Origin of the sequence: Rhodococcus sp. JVH1, from assembly GCF_000280725.2 — a bacterium.
Lineage (GTDB): Bacteria > Actinomycetota > Actinomycetes > Mycobacteriales > Mycobacteriaceae > Rhodococcus_F > Rhodococcus_F jostii_A.
Genome location: NZ_CP166289.1, coordinates 648,943 through 666,985 on the forward strand (window position 1 = coordinate 648,943; position 18,043 = coordinate 666,985).

Below are 18,043 nucleotides of genomic sequence, written 5' to 3' on the forward strand. Positions count from 1 at the left end.
CGCGAATCGACGACATTTCCCGACGCTCTTGTTTCCCGGAAACAACACCACCTGGAAAGCGTGCACATCAACGCCCGCTGCGATCTACCGTTTCTGTTCATGACAGATCGCCAACGCGACCGCGACGCCGCAGTCGGTGACGCCGCCGCGGCGATCATCGGAAGCCTCGGCGCTCGACTGCCGCAAGTGTCACGCTCGATCCAGCGGCGGCTGGCCACGGAGATAATCGAGCTTCGCAACGACCCCCAGATTCTGGATCTACTCGGCGCCAGCGTCGAGGGAAACGTCGAAACGGTATTCGACGCCGTCCAGTACGACATCCCGATCGACCGGGTCGAGCCCCCGACCGCGGCACTCGAGTATGCACGGCGTCTCGCACAACGCGGAGTGCCCGCGAACGCACTCGTGCGCGCCTACCGGCTCGGTCAGCAGGCCCTGCTCGGCACAATCCTGGACGCGATCCGGCGGGCCGACCTCGATCCCGGTCTCCGACTCGACGTGTACGACCGAATTGCAACGGTGACGTTCCGCTACATCGACTGGATCTCCCAACAAGTCGTTCAGATCTACGAGGCCGAACGCGACCACTGGCTGGAGAACCGCAGTAGCGTGCGCGCGGTCCGCGTCCACGAGGTCCTCGAGGCCGCCGACATCGACGTGGACGCGGTCACCGCCGCGATCGGGTATCCACTGCGGCGGACCCACCTGGCGCTGGTCCTATGGTTCGACGACGCCGAAGGTTCCCCCACCGAACTCGGACGGCTGGAGCGGACTGTCCGCCACCTCGCCCAATCGATCGACGCCCCCGGCAACGCGCTGTTTGTGGCGGCGGATCGGATGACCGGCTGGGGATGGGTCTCTCTCCGTCCCGACGACGTCGAGAGCGCGGTCGCCGCACTCCGACGGACCGTCGCGGAGCTGCCCGACCCACCGTACATCGCGATCGGTGCACCCTTACCCGGTGTCGATGGCTTCCGGCGATCACATCGCCAGGCGCAGAACGCGCGCAACGTCGCGCTCGCCGCGGAGGGCCTCACGCGGCGTATCACCACGGCAGACGAACCGGGACTCGGTGCCGCAGCCCTCCTCGGCGAGAATCTCCCAGAGGCACGAAGATGGGTGCACGAGACCCTCGGACCCCTCGCCGCGGACACCGAGAACGATGCGCGGCTGCGCGAGACGCTGCGCACTTTTCTGGGACACGGTTCGAGCTACAAGTCCGCCGCCGAGGAACTCCATCTGCACTTCAACTCGGTGAAGTATCGGGTCCAGCGTGCGATCGAACGCCGCGGTCGCCCCATTGCCGACGACCGCCTGGATGTCGAAATCGCATTGCTGGTCTGCCACTGGTTCGGTGCGGTTGTACTCGCACCGAATGATTAGACCCCGGCACACGAGCCGGGTTACCACGCAAAATGCCTTGTGTGAGCTTCGGATCGGTCAGGCAGTCGAACTTCATCGGTTCCCGCCAACCACAGCTGCAATATATCGGCCAGCCTGTCAGCTCTCCCCTACCGGGCACCGAAGTCTCCCAGGTTCTCGCGAGTCCCCATTTCGGAGCTCACCAGTTGGCTTCGCGGTTTCCGGAACGTTGGCCGTTCCGCGCAGAGAACGTCCGATCTATCCATTCACGATGCTGCGTGCGGGGCGCCCCGGCAAGGCGGGACTATCTGCGTCCGAGCCGCGGCACCAGCTTGGCACCCCACCCCCCTGCGATCGGCCCCGCGTCCTCAGCCCGTAAAACGGTCGATGACGGGGTATTTTTGCTGACCCTCCGGGCACCTCCGGCGACCGGAAAATCCGGCAAGGTCGATTGCGGGAGAATTGGGACGACGCCCGCCGGTAGGAGAAGAGCGCGGGCGTTGCTCCCCGCTACCGCCGATCCGCCGACCACCACAACTGAAGGGTTCCATCATGACTGATCCGATCGTCGAACTCGCAGTGGACGAGTCATTCGCACTACCCGCCGCGCCCGATCAGGTAGAGCGGGCAGCGGACAGTCTTCGCCGCAATGGGTTCACCGCGCACATCGTCGACACCGCCGAAGACGCGCGCACCCTCGTATCCGAACTGCTTCCGACCGACAAGACAATCTTCACCGCCACTAGCGAGACGCTCAGACTCTCCGGCCTGGAGGAAACCATCAACTCCTCCGGCACGTTTCGCAGCCTCCGCGCCGAGCAGTCCGACTGGGACCTAAGCGCACGACATGATGACGTGCGCGTCACCCGCTCGGCACCGGAGGTGGTGATCGGGAGCGTCCACGCCGTTACCGAAGACGGAAAGCTCGTGACCGCGTCGGCGAGCGGCAGCCAACTTGCCCCCTACGCATCCGGTGCCGCGCGTGCGGTATGGGTGATCGGAGCCCAAAAGGTCGTGCCCGATCTGGCCGCCGCTCTGCACCGCATCGAGACGTATTCCTATCCCAAGGAAGATGTCCGCGCCCAGCATGCCTACGGCGTGCGCAGCACGATCTCGAAGATCCTGATCAACGGACGTGAATTAGTCCCCGGTCGCGGAACCGTCGTTCTCATCCGCGAAGCCATCGGATTCTGAGTGCCGTCGACCTCACGTCCGGCGAGACAACAGTGTCCGATTTAGGGGCTTACCGCCCTGTCACCTGACCACCCCAGCGTCGCGGATCCGGGGCAACGGATGACTTCCGCACCCGTCCACGGGAACGTATCAAGAACGTGGACCTGACAATTCACCCCGCTTCAGCGGACCGCTCACTGGGATACCCACTCGTCGCGGTGATCGGCGCGCGCAGGTCCGATTGCACCTCGCCACTCCGTCGCAGTTCAAGCGGTCAACTGATGTCGATGTCGGCGTAGATCGCGGCGTGATCGGAGGCTGCGTGGACCGGGGAGGTCATAGTTGGGAAGTGCTCGAACAACGTTCCATTCCTCCCGCCCCACACGCCCTTGCGGACGATCGCCCCGCCGGTGGCGCGGTCGAACAGTGCGGGTGAGCGAAGCAGGTAGTCGATCTTGTTGCTTGCGGTGCCGTTGGCGTAGGTGCCGGGCCGGCCCCCGTCGTCGAACCCGTCCACCTCTGCCACATCCCGTAGGTCGGGATCGGCGAGCAACGGCGCGAGAGGGTCGCTGTCGGGGGCGCGTCGACGCGTTCCTTTACCAGGTCGACCCACCCCACCCAATCGCCACGACCACCGGCAACGACCGTGATCACGCCCTTCGAGCGTTTGACCAGGCGGCCGCGGACCTGCCGCAGCACCGCGTAGGCGGCGGTGTCGGATCGGTCGAGATAAAGAGCAACGATTAGATCAAGGATTAGCTTCTTATCACCGTCGGTGTAGGTCTTCTGAGCGATCGAGGATCTCCCGCCCGACGTCATCTGGTGCACTCCCCATCGCACGTGGACGGGAGAACAGATTCTCGACATTGAACGAAGCAAGGCGCATGGAGGTGGACGACACGATGACTCCCAGGTGGACTTCGAAAGCGGGCGACTGCTGGGTGTAATGGTCGATCAAGCGTTGGGCCGAGACTGGCGGAGCTCTCCCCACAGCCTATCCGTGCGATAAGAGAAAGGGGAACCGTCGAGAGAGACACTTGCTCGCGACTCTCATTCGGCGAATCCTTCGGAATATGTTGCCTCTATTAGGCATTGGAGCTCACCCGGTTTATTTACCGAAATGTCACCTGCACGGCGTCGTTCGTACATACCAATGTCAACAGACTGATTACCTGCGAGCACCACGACTGGCACCGCCCTGTGAGTTGGTCCTGGCGATCTGCCTTACGCGGACTCCATGGTGACTGCCCCCGAAGCAAAGGACAACGTATCGGGTTTCGACCGGATGCCGCCCCAACCGGTATCGACAATCGTATTAACCGTCAGCAGAATGCATTTGAAATTGGCACATGGATGGCGCGCCGAGCACGGCGGGCTGGTGTCGGCGATCGGCGCGACCCTTCCGGGCGCATCATGGCAGAGGTGCCGAACCCATTACTCGACGAACCTCATGGCGGTGACCCCGAAGGCGTCGTGGCCTTGGGTGAAGACGCTGCTGCACTCGGTCTTCGACCAACCTGACGCCGATTCCGTTCATGCCCAATACGATCGGATCATAAATGCACTCGCCGAGAAACTGCCGAAGGTTGCCGACCACCTCGACGCCGCACGGTCGGACCTCCTCGCGTTCACCGCATTTCCCAAGCAGATCTGGGAACAGATCTGGAGCAACAATCCGCAGGAGAGCCTCAATAAAGAGATCCGACGGAGAACCGATGTGGTCGGGATCTTCCCGGATCGTACTGCCTTGATTCGCCTGGTCGGAGCCGTCCTCGCCGAGCAACACGACGAGTGGATCGAAGGGCGACGCTCTCGGTCTCGACGTGCTCGCCCGTTCCCGCGGTGACAACACCCACTACAGAACCCGAGCAGGAGGTGACACCCGCGGACCTCACCGCATAACCCCACGAGGGAGTCACGCGACGACCTCGTACACCATGCCCCGGACTTGACCTCGGGCCGGGCGGCGGATCGACGACGAGTGCTGGGTGTGCAGGGCCGCCGTCCTTGTTGAGCTGCGGGAGATCGTCGGGACCCCGACCGACCGCCAAAGAGGGTCACACAGCTGCTACCGCCGCGTGTCACTCATAGTTTGTACGCACTCGGCCCCCTTTCGAGCTCGGGCTCCGGCCTGCCGCAGAGATCGCGACTCCCGCTTCAGCAGGATTCGACGGCAACGACGCGACGCGCGGTTGTCGACGGGAGGAGCGCGAGGACGAGGGCCAGCACCGTCAGGACGAGGACCAGGACGGCCACGTAAAGCCATTGTCCGTTCGCCCAGGCGATTCCTCCGACCCAGCCGAACAGGCTGGAGCCGGCGTAGTAGGAGACGTTGTACAGCGCCGTCGCCTGTGCGCGACCCGTTTTCGCGTGGGCGACCATCCCGGATGCGACGGCATGGCCGACGAAGAGTCCGCCGGTGATCGCGGCCACGCCGAGGAGGATCAGGACCAGCGGTCCGGCGACGCTGAGCATCGCCCCGCCCGCCATGAAGGCGCAGGCCGACACGAGCACGGTTCGGTGACCGAACCGGCCCACCAACCAGCCGGCGGCGCGAGAGCCGGCCGTGCCCGCCAGGTAGGCGAGAAAGATCAGCGACACCACCGTGGGCGCGAGGTGGTACGGAGCGGCCTCGAGCCGGAAGGGAAGGTAGTTGAAGACGGCCACCATGCCGCCGACGAGTAGCGCACCGATGCCGAACAATGCCAGCAGGCGGGTGTCCCGCAGGTGGATGGCAAGGATCCCGGTGGACGGGACGGGCGCTCGCCGCCCCCGTCCAGCGGGTAGCAGCGCGATCAGGATCGCCATGAGGATCGCGAGACCTACCCCGAGGATCGCCAGTGCCGGGCGCCACCCGAGGTGATCGGCGACCGGGACTACCAGAAGTCGACCGCTCAAACCACCCAAAGATGTTGCTGCCACGTAGGAACCGGCCAATGCTGCGGTCCGCGCCCGGGCCGCGACCTCGTGGAGAAGTGTCATCGCCAGCGCCGGGAGTCCCCCGAGCGCCACCCCTTGGACGAATCGTCCCGCCACCAGGGCGTCGAACGTCGGGAGCCAGGGGACGGCCACGGCGAGCAGTCCCGCGGTTGCCGCCGCGTACCGCATCGCGGTGGGGCGCCCCACCCGATCCGAGAACCGGGCCCACGGCAGAACCGACAACGCCAGTCCGAGCGTGGCCGCCGATACCAGGAGGGAAGCCTGCGCCGGGCTCACGGACGCGTCGTGCCCGATCTGTGTGAGGAGCCCCTGAGGGGCGTACATCAGGGCAAAGGTCGCCACGCCGGCACACCACAGGGCCGCCGAGAGTCGGCGGTCCGGATTGCCCGTCGGCGGCGTGTTCCGCAGGGCAGCCGCTGCGCGGGTGGCCTTCCTCGTGAGGTCTGTGGCGGACATGAAGTCGACGTTAGATCCGAAGAACTGATGAATCCAATGCAGAACCATCCATCCACTCATACAGTTGAGTCATGAATAGCGAGACCGTCAAGGCGCTGTTGCCGCACCTCCCCGTCCTCGTCGCCCTCGGCGAAGTCGAACACGTCACTATCGCTGCCGCGATGCTCGGGATGCCCCAGCCCACGGTCAGCCGGATAATCCGCCGACTCGAAAAGCAACTCGACATCCCACTCCTGGAACCGGACGGCCGCGGCGTGCGCCTGACCGATGCCGGCCGGACACTGGTGCCTTACGCGCAACGCGCACTCGCGGCGGTGGTCGACGGCCTCGACGCCGTGCAGTCCGAAGACCGACAGGCGCGGGCCACCGTTCGCGTCGCCTTTCAGATGACGCTCGGCGAGCACCTCGTGCCCGAGTTGATTCGCACCGTCCGCGCGACGGATCCGACGATCCGGTTCGTCCTCAGTCAGGGCGCGCGCCGTACGTGCCTGGACGCCCTCCTCAACCGTGAGGCCGACATCGCGCTCGCCTCCCGTCTCACCCCACCGCCCGCGGGCCTCACGGTCACGCCGCTGTTCGAACAGCCGCTCGTCGTCCTGGTGCCCTCCGAGCACCCGCGGGCCACCTCGACCTCGATGACGATCCGTGACCTCGCCTCCGAGCCGATCGTCACCCTCAAGCCGGGCTACGGGCTGCGGGGATCGCTCGACGACCTGTTCGCGCGAGCCGGTGCCCTACCCACGATCGCGTTCGAAGGAGAGGACGTGCGCACCGTGCACGGCCTGGTCGCATCCGGCTTGGGTGTGGGCATCGTGCCGGCCACGGACACTCCCCCACCCGGGTGCGCGCAGATTCGCCTCGACGATCCCCGAGCCTTCCGCGACATCGGTGCCGCGCGCCTACCCGGTCCCCCGAGCGCCGCGGTCACCACGGTTATCGCTGCCCTCACGACGCTCACGTCGACGGAGCACAGGGAGACGACGTGAACCGCGAACATCTCCAGCTCGATTACGGCCTCCGCTTCGACTGGGGCCTGCCGGGGGCGAAAGCCATCGGCGCAGACGCCGACATCGCGGTCGTGGTGGACGTCCTGTCGTTCACCACCACCCTCACCGTTGCGCTCGACGCCGGCGTCGACGTCCTCCCCTACCGGTGGAACGACGATTCCGCCGAACGCTACGCCCGTGCCTCGGACGCGGTCCTCGCCGTCGGACGCGGCCGGGCCACGAACGGGCAGATCAGCTTGTCGCCGAATATGATTCGGCGATCCGACGCGCCGCGCAGGTTGGTGCTTCCCTCGCCGAACGGGTCGACCATCAGCTTCGAACTCGGCGCCGGAACCGGCGTGTGCGTCGGAGCGTCCCTACGGAATGCGACCGCGGTCGCCGGCTGGATCGCCCGGCACCACACCTCGACGTCGGTGGTGTCGGTGATCGCCGCCGGGGAGAAGTGGCCGGCCGGCGAACTCCGGCCGGCGATCGAGGATCTGTGGGGCGCGGGCGCAGTGCTGTCCGCTCTGACGGCGATCGGTCGGGGCGCAGACGCTTCGCCGGAAGCGCTAGCGGCCATGACCGCCTGGCGCGGTGTCGCGGACACCCTCCCGCAGTCCCTCGCGGCGTGTGCGTCGGGACGGGAGTTGCGCGCCTCGGGATACCCGCAGGACGTCGCAATCGCCGCCGAGGTGGACCGGAGCACCGCCGTCGCGGTCCTCGAAGATCGCGTCTTCCGAGCGGCTGCGCAATAGAGTGAGCGCCATGTTCGATACCTGGGACGCCGACGCTCCTGGAGTCCTCCGCCTGCCGTCCGGGCGCCTGGTCCGCGGCCGGGGGCTGAGGCGACCACTCCCCGACGGTCCCCTCCCCGATTTCGCCGTCTACCTGCTGGGGCGGACACCGCCGCCGGTGCAGTGGGACTCACGGTGGGTCCGCTGGCCCGATTTCGCGTTGCCGCGGGACCGCGACGACACCCTCGATGCGCTGGGTGAGGTGTGGCGCCGCGCCCCGACGGAACGGGTGGAGGTGGCATGCGGGGGCGGTCGCGGCCGGACGGGCACAGCCCTCGCCTGCATCGCCGTGCTCGACGGGGTCGCGGCGCGGGACGCCGTCGCGTACGTCCGGCAGCACTACCAGCGTCACGCGGTCGAGACACCGTGGCAGCGTCGGTATGTCGGACGGTTCACCGCGGCACCGACCTCCTGACCCACCCCACACGAAGACGCCGACGGCCCCGCACGAGATTCGTGCGGGGCCGCCGGCGTGAGGACCGGGAGAAGGCTACTTCTCGGCAGCCGCCTCTTCGCTCTGCTCGGCCGGAGCCGCAGCACCGTCTTCTTCGACGGGGATCAGCGAGATCTTGCCGCGGTTGTCGATGTCGGCGATCTCGACACGCAACTTCGAGCCGACGCTCACGACGTCCTCGACCTTGGCAATGCGCTTGCCGCTGCCCAGCTTCGAGATGTGCACCAATCCGTCGCGGCCGGGAAGGAGCGACACGAACGCACCGAAGGCGGTGGTCTTGACGACCGTGCCCAGGAAGCGCTCGCCGACCTTCGGCAGCTGCGGGTTGGCGATGGCGTTGATCATGTCGATCGCGGCCTGCGCGGACGGGCCGTCCGTCGCACCGACGAACACGGTGCCGTCATCTTCGATGGAGATGTTTGCGCCGGTCTGCTCGGTGATGGAGTTGATCATCTTGCCCTTGGGGCCGATGACCTCACCGATCTTGTCGACGGGGACCTTGATGGCCGTGACGCGCGGGGCGAACGGGCTCATCTCGTCGGGGGTGTCGATAGCCTCGGCCATGACCTCGAGGATCGTCGCACGCGCATCCTTGGCCTGCGACAGCGCGCCGGCGAGGACCTTGGACGGGATGCCGTCGAGCTTGGTGTCGAGCTGCAGGGCCGTGACGAAGTCCTTCGTGCCCGCGACCTTGAAGTCCATGTCGCCGAACGCATCCTCGGCACCGAGGATGTCGGTGAGCGCAACGTAGCGGGTCTCACCGTCGACCTGGTCGGAGACGAGGCCCATGGCGATACCGGCGACCGGAGCCTTCAGCGGCACACCGGCGTTGAGCAGTGCGAGCGTCGACGCGCACACGGAACCCATCGAGGTGGAGCCGTTGGAGCTGAGCGCCTCCGAGACCTGACGGATGGCGTACGGGAATTCCTCGACGCTGGGCAGCACGGGCATGAGAGCCCGCTCCGCCAGCGCGCCGTGACCGATCTCGCGGCGCTTCGGCGAACCGACGCGTCCCGTCTCACCGGTGGAGTACGGCGGGAAGTTGTAGTGGTGCATGTACCGCTTGGTCGTCTCGGGTCCGAGGGAATCGACCTGCTGCGCCATCTTCACCATGTCGAGGGTGGTGACACCCAGGATCTGGGTCTCGCCGCGCTCGAACAGAGCGGAACCGTGTGCACGCGGAACGATCGCGACCTCGGCCGACAGCGAACGGATGTCCGTGATGCCACGGCCGTCGATGCGGAACTGGTCGCGCAGGATGCGCTGACGGACCAGCTTCTTCGTCAGCGAACGGAATGCCGCGCCGAGTTCCTTCTCGCGACCCTCGAAGTTCGGGGCGACCTGCTCGAGAACCTCGACCTTGACCTCGTCGGTCTTGTCGTCGCGCTCCTGCTTGCCCGCGATGGTCAGTGCCGCGCTGAGCTTCTCCGCTGCGGCGGCCTCGACGGCTGCGAACACGTCGTCCTGGTACGCCGGGAAGACGGGGAAGTCACCGGTGGGCTTGGAGGCCTTGGCCGCGAGCTGCTGCTGCGCGGTGCAAAGGCGGGCGATGAACGGCTTGGCGGCCTCGAGGCCCTCGGCCACGATCGCCTCGGTGGGAGCCTGTGCGCCACCGTCGATCAGGGAGATCACGTTGTCGGTGGCCTCGGCCTCCACCATCATGATCGCGACGTCGGCGTCGTCGCCGCTGCCGGAGACGATGCGGCCGGCGACGACCATGTCGAAGACGGCGTTCTCGAGCTGCTCGACGGTAGGGAATGCGACCCACTGGCCGGCCTTGTTCTCGTCCGAGGTGATGAGCGCGACGCGCACACCGCCGACGGGTCCGGAGAACGGCAGTCCGGCGATCTGGGTGGAAGCGGACGCGGCGTTGATCGCGACCACGTCGTACAGGTCCTGCGGGTTCAGGCTCATCACCGTGACGACGACCTGGATCTCGTTGCGCAGACCGTCGACGAACGACGGGCGCAGCGGGCGGTCGATCAGGCGGCAGGTCAGGATCGCGTCCGTGGAGGGACGGCCCTCACGACGGAAGAAGGAGCCAGGGATACGGCCCGCCGCGTACATGCGCTCCTCGACGTCCACCGTCAGGGGGAAGAAGTCGAAGTGCTCCTTGGGGTGCTTGCTGGCGCTCGTCGCGGACAGCAGCATCGTCTCGTCGTCCAGGTAGGCGACGACGGCGCCGGCTGCCTGCTGCGCGAGGCGACCGGTCTCGAAACGAATGGTGCGGGTTCCGAAGGACCCGTTGTCGATCACGGCGGTGGATTCGAACACGCCCTCATCGACCTCTACTGCGGAATTCTCTGTCATCTCTTCTTTTCACTTCCCTCTCGTCTTCGCCGTACCCGCGGGGGCGTTCTCACCCTCCTGGCGAGAACTGCGCACCTGAGGGACATCCCCCTCTCGAGTTCTCGGGATGTCGCTGTGCGGAGGCGGCCGTCGATCGAAGTCCCCCGGACCGTGTCCGGAAGACCACTACCGAAGACCGACACCACATTCTCGGGTGCATACGGTAGTGCTGCCCTCGGCAGCTAACGCCGATAGCCAGCGAGGCCCAGTCTAAGCAAGGCCCCGCCGGCTACCGGAGTGATTTGCGATCGAAATGACCGCTGTGTACGAAACTCAGCGACGCAGGCCGAGACGCTCGATCAGCGAGCGGTAACGCTCGATGTCGACCTTCTGGACGTACTTGAGCAGACGACGACGGCGTCCGACCAGCAGCAGGAGGCCGCGGCGGGAGTGGTGGTCGTGCTTGTGCATCTTGAGGTGTTCGGTGAGATCGACGATGCGCTTGGTGAGCATGGCCACCTGCGCCTCCGGCGAACCGGTGTCGGTCTCGTGCAGGCCGTACTCGCTCAGAACCTGCTTCTTTTCTTCGGTGGTCAATGCCACTGGTTCACTCCTGGTGATGACGTTCGCGTGCAAGGATCGAAACTCGGCGCGGCCACCGCGAACCGCAGCGCACGCCAGCCGTCTACTTTACCAGCTGAAACGGGCCGGCTTTACCGCACGTCCTCCGACGCCGCCAGGATCGCACGCGCACGCTCGGCGTCCTTGCCCATCGCGACGATCAGGTCGTCGACCGAATCGAATTTCTCCATCCCGCGGAGCCGCTCCACCAGATCGACGGCCACGTGCTGGCCGTACAGGTCGGCTTCCCGGTCGAGGACGAAGGCCTCCACCGTGCGCGTCCGCCCGGAGAACGTGGGATTGGTGCCCACCGACACGGCGGCCATGTACCGCTCGCCGGAGGTGACCGTGCCGAGATCGACTCCGTGTCCGAGCACGGTGAACCAGGCGGCGTACACGCCGTCCGCGGGAATCGCGGCATACATGGGCGGCGCGACGTTCGCGGTCGGATAGCCGAGCTGCCGTCCACGACCGTCGCCGTGAACGACGACACCCTCGACGCGGTGCGGACGGCCGAGGGCCTCCGTCGCGGCGGCCATGTCGCCGGCGTCCACGCACGACCGGATGTAGGTGGACGAGAACGTGACCGCGTGCTCTGCGAGCAACGTCACACCGTCGACCGCGAACCCGAACCGGTCGCCGATCTGACGCAGCAGGTCGACGTTGCCCGCAGCCTTCTTGCCGAACGTGAAGTTCTCACCGACGACGACATCCGCCACGTGCAGGCGCTCCACGAGGATCTCATGGGCGTATCGCTCCGGCGTCAGCTTCATGAATTCGGCGGTGAACGGCATGACACAGAACACGTCGATCCCCAGCTCCTCCGCGAGCTCCGCCCGGCGGGCGAGCGTCGTGAGCTGGGCGGGATGACTGCCCGGACGAACCACTTCCATCGGATGAGGATCGAAAGTCATGAGCACGCTGGGTATTCCACGCGTGCGGGCAGCCGCCACCGCTCGACTGATCAGTTGGGCGTGACCTCGGTGCACGCCATCGAATACGCCGATCGTGAGAACACAACGACCCCAGTCGGCAGGAACCTCGTCGAGACCACGCCATCTCAGCACGAGTGGCAGCCTACGGTGCCGCGCGCCGATGTTCATCTCCGGACCGGGTGTCCGGCCGCCCCGCGCGTCGGCGAAGCGCCACGACCTCGCGGTTCGCGGTCACCCGGGCCGTCCCCCGGAGACGGATCAGGTGTGTCGATGTGTCTCGCCGGTAAGACTTGCCTAAGCTCGATGGCGTGGCCGTGAACAAGAATGACCAGAGCGTGACCGAGGACTCGACCTCCGAGACCGGGGCTCTCTCGGCAGTGGCGCAGGACTACCTCAAGGTCATCTGGACCGTTCAGGAGTGGTCGCAGGAGCGGGTGTCCACGAAATTGCTCTCCGAGAAGATCGGGGTGTCGGCGTCCACCGTGTCGGAGGCCATCCGGAAACTGTCGGACCAGGGTCTCGTCGATCACGCCCGGTACGGGTCCATCGCCCTCACCGAGGCGGGGCGCGTCGCCGCCGTCGGAATGGTCCGCAGGCACCGCCTCATCGAGACGTACCTGGTGCACGAATTGGGATACGGCTGGGACGAGGTGCACGACGAGGCGGAGGTACTCGAACACGCCGTCTCGGATCTGATGATCTCCCGGATGGACGCCAAGCTCGGCCATCCCGAGCGCGATCCGCACGGCGATCCGATTCCCGCGGTCGACGGCTCGGTGCCCACTCCCCCGGCACGCCAGCTCAGCGACTTCGTCAACGGCGAGAGCGGCCGCATCGCCCGGATCTCGGACTCCGACCCGGCGATGCTGCGGTACTTCGACTCGGTCGGGGTTGCGCTGGACGTCACGATCACCGTGCTGGAGCGACGCGACTACGCCGGAACCGTCTCGATCCGGCTCGGCTCGCACGACGACTCCGTCGAGCTCGGAAATCCCGCAGCCCAGGCCATCTGGCTGGTGTGAACCGCTACCTCAGGGTCGCGGGGCGGACCACCATCACCGAACTGGCCCGCCGTCCACGTTCCTGGAGCAGCGCGATCGTGTGCCCGCTCGGATCGATGGCGGCGTAGACGCCCTTGATTCCGATCGGCTCGAGCCACCGGCCCTGACTGATCGATTCGGCCTCGTCCGCGTCGACCTGCCGGTGCGGGAACGCGGTCTGCGCGGCGGCGTCGATGTCGAGGCTGACCCCCGGCTCCTCGGCGAGCTGTTCCAGCGTGCGCGCGTGCTCGAGCGTGAACGGTCCCACCCGGGTCCGTCGCAGCGAGGTGAGATGCCCGCCGACGCCGATCAGCGCGATCCCCAGATCACGCGCGAGCGCCCGGACGTACGTGCCGGAGGAACATTCCACCTCGACGTCGAGGTCGACGAACGCGCCCTCGGTTCGCCTCGCGACGACCTCGAACCGGGACACCGTGACCGAACGGGGAGCGAGTTCGAACTCCTCGCCCGCACGGATGAGTGCATGCGCCCGCCTGCCGTCCACCTTGATGGCGCTGACGCTCGACGGGATCTGCTGGATGTCTCCGGTGAGGGTGTGCACCTGCGCGGCGATCTCCTCGTCCGTCACGCCGGACGCATCGGCCGACGCCACGACCTCGCCCTCGGCGTCGTCGGTCGTGGTGGCCTGACCCAGCCGGATCGTGGCCGTGTACGCCTTGGTGGTCAACGCGAGGAGCCCCAGCAGCTTCGTCGCCCGCTCCACACCGAGCACCAGCACCCCGGTGGCCATCGGGTCGAGAGTGCCCGCATGCCCGACCTTCCGAGTGCCGAGCAGCTTGCGGCACCGGGCCACCACGTCGTGGCTGGTGACGCCCGCATCCTTGTCGACGATGAGCAGTCCGGCGCCGACGAGACCGGAAGAGGGCTTTTCACGTGCAGACACGAGGTCCGATTCTGCCAGCCGACGTCACCGCACCGAAATCAGTGCACCGCACAGTACCGAAATCAGTGCACCGCAATGGCGGTGATGATCAGGCCGTCGGACACCATCCACCGTCCGTCGAACGACGCCAGCGGTGGGCCGTCGACGGTCTCTCCGGAGATCAGGAGATCCGAATGGAACGTGCCCGTGCCGTCCCCGGACGCCTCGAACGTGATGTGCGCGTCCTCGAACCCGAGCCACCGGGCGGTGAGCGGGAACCACGCCTTGTACGTGGCCTCCTTGGCGCAGAACAGCAGCCTGTCCCGGTGCACCGGACCGCCGGTGGCGGAGCGCCACTGCCCGGAGTCCGCCGCGCCCGACAGCCAGTCGCGTTCGGCGGGCAGGCTCACCGCGTCCAGCACACCGTCGGGCAGCGCCTCGTGCGGTTCGGCGTCGATCCCCACGGACCGCACCTGCATGGCGTAGCCGAGCACCGCGCCGCGGTAACCGTCGCAGTGGGTGAGGCTTCCGACCACGCCGCGCGGCCACACGGGGGAGCCCTTGTCGCCCCGCAGAACAGGGGCCTGGTCCACGCCCAGCTTCGTCATCGCCAGGCGGGCGCAATGACGTGCGGTGGTGAACTCGCGGCGCCGCTTCTCCACCGCCCTGCCGATGAGCGCCTCCTCCTGCGGGTGCGGACGCAGGCCCGGCGGATCTTCGAACAGTTCCGACGACACCACACCGGCAGGCAGAATTCTCTCGATCACAGGGCCCCCCTCGCCCGCATCTTCTCCACTTCGGCTTCCTGTTCGGGGGTGACCTTGAAGTGGCCTCCCCACTTGTTCAGCGTTCCCGGCGGGTACTCCGGCACCGGGAGGATCTGCCGCAGGAGGCGGTCCGGGAGTCCCCGCCGCTGCCACTCCCGCGGGTAGCCGAGCGACACCTCTTCGAACCGCACCCCGTCGTAGTAGGTGGTGCGCGGAATGTGCAGATGCCCGTACACGGCGCAGACGGCGTTGTACCGGGTGTGCCAGTCCGCGGTCAGTTCGGTACCGCACCACAGGGAGAACTCCGGGTACCACAGCACCTGCGTCGGTTGACGCACCAACGGAAAGTGGTTGATCAGCACGGTGCGGGTGCCCGCGGGCAGGGCGTCCAACCGGGCCTTCGTCGTCTCGACGCGGCTGCGACACCAGGCATCCCGGGTTCCGTACGGTTCGCTCGACAGCAGGAACTCGTCCGTGGCCACCACGTTCTTCTCGCGCGCGATCGCGAGACCTTCCTCCTTGGTGGTGGCACCGTCGGGCAGGAACGTGTAGTCGTACAGCAGGAACATCGGGACCAGGGTGATCGGGCCGTCCTCGGCCTCCCACACCGGGAATGGATCCTCGGGGGTGATGACGCCGATCTCCCGGCACATGGTGACCAGGTAGTCGTAGCGGGCGGCGCCGTGGATCTGCACCGGATCCTTCGCCGTCGTCCACAGTTCGTGGTTGCCGGGAACCCAGATGACCTCGGCGAAACGACTGCGCAGGAGTTTCAGCGCCCACCGGATGTCGTCGGTCTTCTCCGAGACGTCGCCCGCGACGATCAGCCAGTCCTCGGGCGAGTCGGGATAGATGTCCTCGGTGATCGGGCGGTTTCCCCGGTGCCCCACATGGACGTCGCTCACCGCCATCAGTTTGGGTGCCACGTCAACCACCTTTCCGATCGTGTTCCGCCGCGGGATCGCTGTCCGATCCGTGTCGTGTCTGCAGGTCGGCCCCGACCACTGCCCACCGGCCCGTTCCGACGCGCCATACGACCGCGAGCATCCGAAGAATTATGAACACCGTGAGTCCCGTCCAGATTCCCGCAAGACCCCAGTCGTGCAGCATCGACAGCCAGATCAGTGGAAGGAATCCGACCAACGCGCAGGACAGCGTGGCATTCCGGAGGAAGGCGACGTCGCCGGCCCCGAGCAGTACGCCGTCGAGGGCGAACACCACTCCGGCGACCGGCATGATCGCGACGAAGAACCACCAAGCCACCGCCATCTCGTCGAGCACGGCCTGATCGGAGGTGAACAGTTCGGGGATCACCCCGTGGCCGAGGGCGAAGATCAGGGCGAGCCCTGTCGCGAAGACCGTGGACCATCGGGTGATGCGCCACGACAGTCGCGTGGCGCCCTTGGCGTGTCCGGCGCCCAGCGCGGCACCGACCAACGCCTGTGCGGCGATCGCCAGGGAGTCGAGGGTGAGGGCGACGAGGTTCCACAGCTGCAGCACCACCTGGTGGGCGGCGACCGCCGCCGCACCGAACCGGGACGCGACGGCCGCAGCCGAGAGGAAGCACGCCTGGAAGGCCAGGCTCCGGAGGATCAGGTCTCGGCCGAGCACCATCTGGGCGCGCATGACGCTCCATCGCGGACGTAACGGCACCCGCTCGACCACCAGCGCTCCGACGAACAGGCTCGCGGACAGCGCCTGACCGATAACGTTCGCGACCGCCGAACCCTCGAGTTCCAGCCGCGGCGCGCCCCACAATCCGTGCACCAGCACCGGGCAGGCCACGGCCGACACGACGAGACCGGCGATCACGAAACGGAGGGGCCGCACCGTGTTCTGCACGCCACGCATCCACCCGTTGCCCGCCATCGCGACGAGGATCAGCGGGGCCCCGAACACCGCGATCCGCAGCCAGCTCTCGGCGGCCGCCGCGATGTCGGAGCCGCCGGCGATCGCCGAGGTGACCGGCCGCGCGAACAGGTGGACCAGCGCGATCACGAGCGCGCCGATGCCCAGTGCCAGCCACGTGGCCTGCACGCCCTCCCGGACCGCGCCGCGCTCGTCGCCGGCACCGTGCATGCGGGACGCGCGCGCCGTCGTGCCGTAGGACAGGAACGTCAGCTGCGTGCTGACCTGCGCGAGGATGAGACCGCCGACGGCGAGACCCGCGAGCGCCAGAGCGCCCAGCCGACCGACGACGGCGATGTCGAAGAGCAGATAGATCGGTTCGGCAGCGAGGACACCGAGCGCGGGCAGCGCCAGCCCGAACACCGTCCGGGCGGTCGCGTCGCCCGTGACTTCCGAGATGTCAGCCAACGAATTCGGACCTCAGCCGAGCGATTCGACGAGCGAGGTCACGATCTCGTCCGCAGAGCACTCGGCCGTGTAACCGGCGGCGAACCGATGACCGCCGCCGCCGAGATACCCGGCGACGACCGACACGTCCACGTCGGACTTCGATCGCAGCGACACCGACCAGGTGCCGTCCACCGCCTCCTTGAGGACTGCGGCGACCTCGGCCTCGGACGTCGTCCGGACGATGTCGATGACGCTTTCGACCTCCTCCGAGCGGAGGTCTCCGATGTAGGCCTGCCGGATGACGGCGTACACCAGTCCCCGCCCTCCCGCTGCGTCGGGGACGAGCGTCGCCGATCCGAGCACCGAGGACAGCATGGGCAGCCAGCCGAACGGGTGGGTGTCGAGCAGGCGCCGCGCGATGCGGGCTCCGTCGATTCCGGTGGCGAGCAGCCTCTCGGCGAGCGTGTGGGTGCCGGGCTGCACCCAGCGGAACGAACCGGTGTCGGTCACGAGTCCCGCATACAGGCAGTGCGCGAGGTCGGCGTCGATGTCCACACCCCACAGGTCGAACATCTGCGCCACGACAGCGGTCGTCGATTCCGCGGACTCGTCGATCAGGTTCATGCGACCGAAACGGGTGTTGGACCGGTGGTGATCGATGACGAGGGTGTTGCCCGCGTTCGCGAGCCGGTCGGCGAGCTTCCCGAGACGCCCGGCACTGCCGCAGTCGACGGTCACGAGCAGGTCGACGTTGCGGCGCACCTGATCCGCAGGCACCAGCAGGTGGGTGCCCGGCAGTTCCCGCATCGACACCGGCAATTCGTCGGGCGCGCCGAACGCTACCTGTACCGGAATCCCTTTGCGCTCGAGCACCAACGCCAGGGCGAGTCCACTGCCGATCGTGTCGGCATCGGGTTGGACGTGACACAGAATCGTCACCGACGTCGCGTTCTCGAGAACGGCGACCGCCTGCGGCAGAAACACCTCGCGACGATCGAGATCAGACAGGGACGTCTCCTGAGTGTGGGTCATGTCGGTTCGT

At 67.1% G+C, this 18,043-nt stretch carries 16 protein-coding genes and 1 pseudogene; 7 read left to right on the top strand and 10 right to left on the bottom strand.

The window, feature by feature from the left end; genetic code table 11:
* The first annotated feature begins 99 nt into the window (after positions 1-99).
* Together JVH1_RS03045 and JVH1_RS03050 are read left to right on the top strand one after the other, a co-directional pair.
* The gene (locus tag JVH1_RS03045; protein WP_043782352.1) at positions 100-1,383 is read left to right on the top strand and encodes a CdaR family transcriptional regulator; all 1,284 of its coding nucleotides are present in this window, start codon (positions 100-102) and stop codon (positions 1,381-1,383) included.
* A gap of 531 nt (positions 1,384-1,914) precedes the next feature.
* A complete protein-coding gene (locus tag JVH1_RS03050) occupies positions 1,915-2,556 on the top strand; it encodes an LUD domain-containing protein (protein WP_009479824.1) in 642 nt (213 codons plus the stop codon).
* Between the two features lie 253 nt (positions 2,557-2,809).
* Here JVH1_RS03050 and JVH1_RS03055 read toward each other — a convergent pair whose 3' ends face one another.
* The gene (locus JVH1_RS03055) at positions 2,810-3,052 is read right to left on the bottom strand and encodes a hypothetical protein (RefSeq protein WP_202803508.1); all 243 of its coding nucleotides are present in this window, start codon (positions 3,050-3,052) and stop codon (positions 2,810-2,812) included.
* 849 nt (positions 3,053-3,901) lie between these two features.
* Here JVH1_RS03055 and JVH1_RS03060 point away from each other — a divergent pair.
* Positions 3,902-4,437: pseudogene (locus JVH1_RS03060) on the top strand (transposase); the annotation flags it as partial.
* Between the two features lie 255 nt (positions 4,438-4,692).
* Here the strand turns inward: JVH1_RS03060 and JVH1_RS03065 are convergent.
* Entirely contained in the window at positions 4,693-5,991 is a 1,299-nt protein-coding gene (locus JVH1_RS03065) for an MFS transporter (protein ID WP_043782321.1), read from the bottom strand.
* Between the two features lie 11 nt (positions 5,992-6,002).
* Between JVH1_RS03065 and JVH1_RS03070 the strand changes: the two genes are divergently transcribed.
* From JVH1_RS03070 to JVH1_RS03080, 3 genes are read left to right on the top strand one after another with little or no spacing between them, the layout of a single operon-like run.
* Positions 6,003-6,917, top strand: coding sequence for a LysR family transcriptional regulator (locus JVH1_RS03070; RefSeq protein WP_009479819.1), 915 nt, complete (start codon positions 6,003-6,005; stop codon positions 6,915-6,917).
* Entirely contained in the window at positions 6,914-7,675 is a 762-nt protein-coding gene (locus JVH1_RS03075; RefSeq protein WP_009479818.1) for a 2-phosphosulfolactate phosphatase, read from the top strand. The genes JVH1_RS03070 and JVH1_RS03075 overlap by 4 nt, the downstream gene beginning before the upstream one ends.
* A gap of 10 nt (positions 7,676-7,685) precedes the next feature.
* Positions 7,686-8,129 carry a protein-tyrosine phosphatase family protein gene (locus tag JVH1_RS03080; protein ID WP_009479817.1) on the top strand — a complete coding sequence of 148 codons (444 nt, stop codon included), beginning with the start codon at positions 7,686-7,688 and terminating at the stop codon, positions 8,127-8,129.
* A 75-nt stretch (positions 8,130-8,204) separates the two neighbouring features.
* Here the strand turns inward: JVH1_RS03080 and JVH1_RS03085 are convergent, their stop codons facing one another.
* From JVH1_RS03085 to JVH1_RS03095, 3 genes are all read right to left on the bottom strand, one after another.
* On the bottom strand, positions 8,205-10,478 hold the full coding sequence (locus JVH1_RS03085; RefSeq protein ID WP_005240683.1) for a polyribonucleotide nucleotidyltransferase: 2,274 nt from the start codon (positions 10,476-10,478) through the stop codon (positions 8,205-8,207).
* A gap of 312 nt (positions 10,479-10,790) precedes the next feature.
* Positions 10,791-11,060 carry a 30S ribosomal protein S15 gene (gene rpsO, locus JVH1_RS03090; protein ID WP_005240682.1) on the bottom strand — a complete coding sequence of 90 codons (270 nt, stop codon included), beginning with the start codon at positions 11,058-11,060 and terminating at the stop codon, positions 10,791-10,793.
* 110 nt (positions 11,061-11,170) lie between these two features.
* Positions 11,171-12,145 (bottom strand): bifunctional riboflavin kinase/FAD synthetase, encoded by a 975-nt coding sequence (locus JVH1_RS03095; protein ID WP_025432373.1) that lies wholly within the window; start codon positions 12,143-12,145, stop codon positions 11,171-11,173.
* 176 nt (positions 12,146-12,321) lie between these two features.
* On the opposite strand from JVH1_RS03095, the gene JVH1_RS03100 reads away from it, so the two are divergent.
* Complete coding sequence (locus JVH1_RS03100) at positions 12,322-13,035, top strand: metal-dependent transcriptional regulator (protein ID WP_029539443.1); 714 nt, start codon at positions 12,322-12,324, stop codon at positions 13,033-13,035.
* A gap of 4 nt (positions 13,036-13,039) precedes the next feature.
* Here the strand turns inward: JVH1_RS03100 and truB are convergent, their stop codons facing one another.
* From truB to JVH1_RS03125, 5 genes are all read right to left on the bottom strand, one after another.
* Entirely contained in the window at positions 13,040-13,957 is a 918-nt protein-coding gene (gene truB, locus JVH1_RS03105; RefSeq protein WP_009479813.1) for a tRNA pseudouridine(55) synthase TruB, read from the bottom strand.
* Between the two features lie 62 nt (positions 13,958-14,019).
* The gene (gene npt / locus JVH1_RS03110; protein ID WP_009479812.1) at positions 14,020-14,703 is read right to left on the bottom strand and encodes a 4'-phosphopantetheinyl transferase Npt; all 684 of its coding nucleotides are present in this window, start codon (positions 14,701-14,703) and stop codon (positions 14,020-14,022) included.
* A complete protein-coding gene (locus JVH1_RS03115) occupies positions 14,700-15,629 on the bottom strand; it encodes a metallophosphoesterase (protein ID WP_009479811.1) in 930 nt (309 codons plus the stop codon). The genes npt and JVH1_RS03115 overlap by 4 nt, the downstream gene beginning before the upstream one ends.
* A 1-nt stretch (position 15,630) precedes the next feature.
* Complete coding sequence (locus JVH1_RS03120) at positions 15,631-17,019, bottom strand: MATE family efflux transporter (protein ID WP_009479810.1); 1,389 nt, start codon at positions 17,017-17,019, stop codon at positions 15,631-15,633.
* A 12-nt stretch (positions 17,020-17,031) separates the two neighbouring features.
* Entirely contained in the window at positions 17,032-18,033 is a 1,002-nt protein-coding gene (locus JVH1_RS03125) for a bifunctional oligoribonuclease/PAP phosphatase NrnA (protein ID WP_009479809.1), read from the bottom strand.
* Positions 18,034-18,043: the final 10 nt, after the last annotated feature.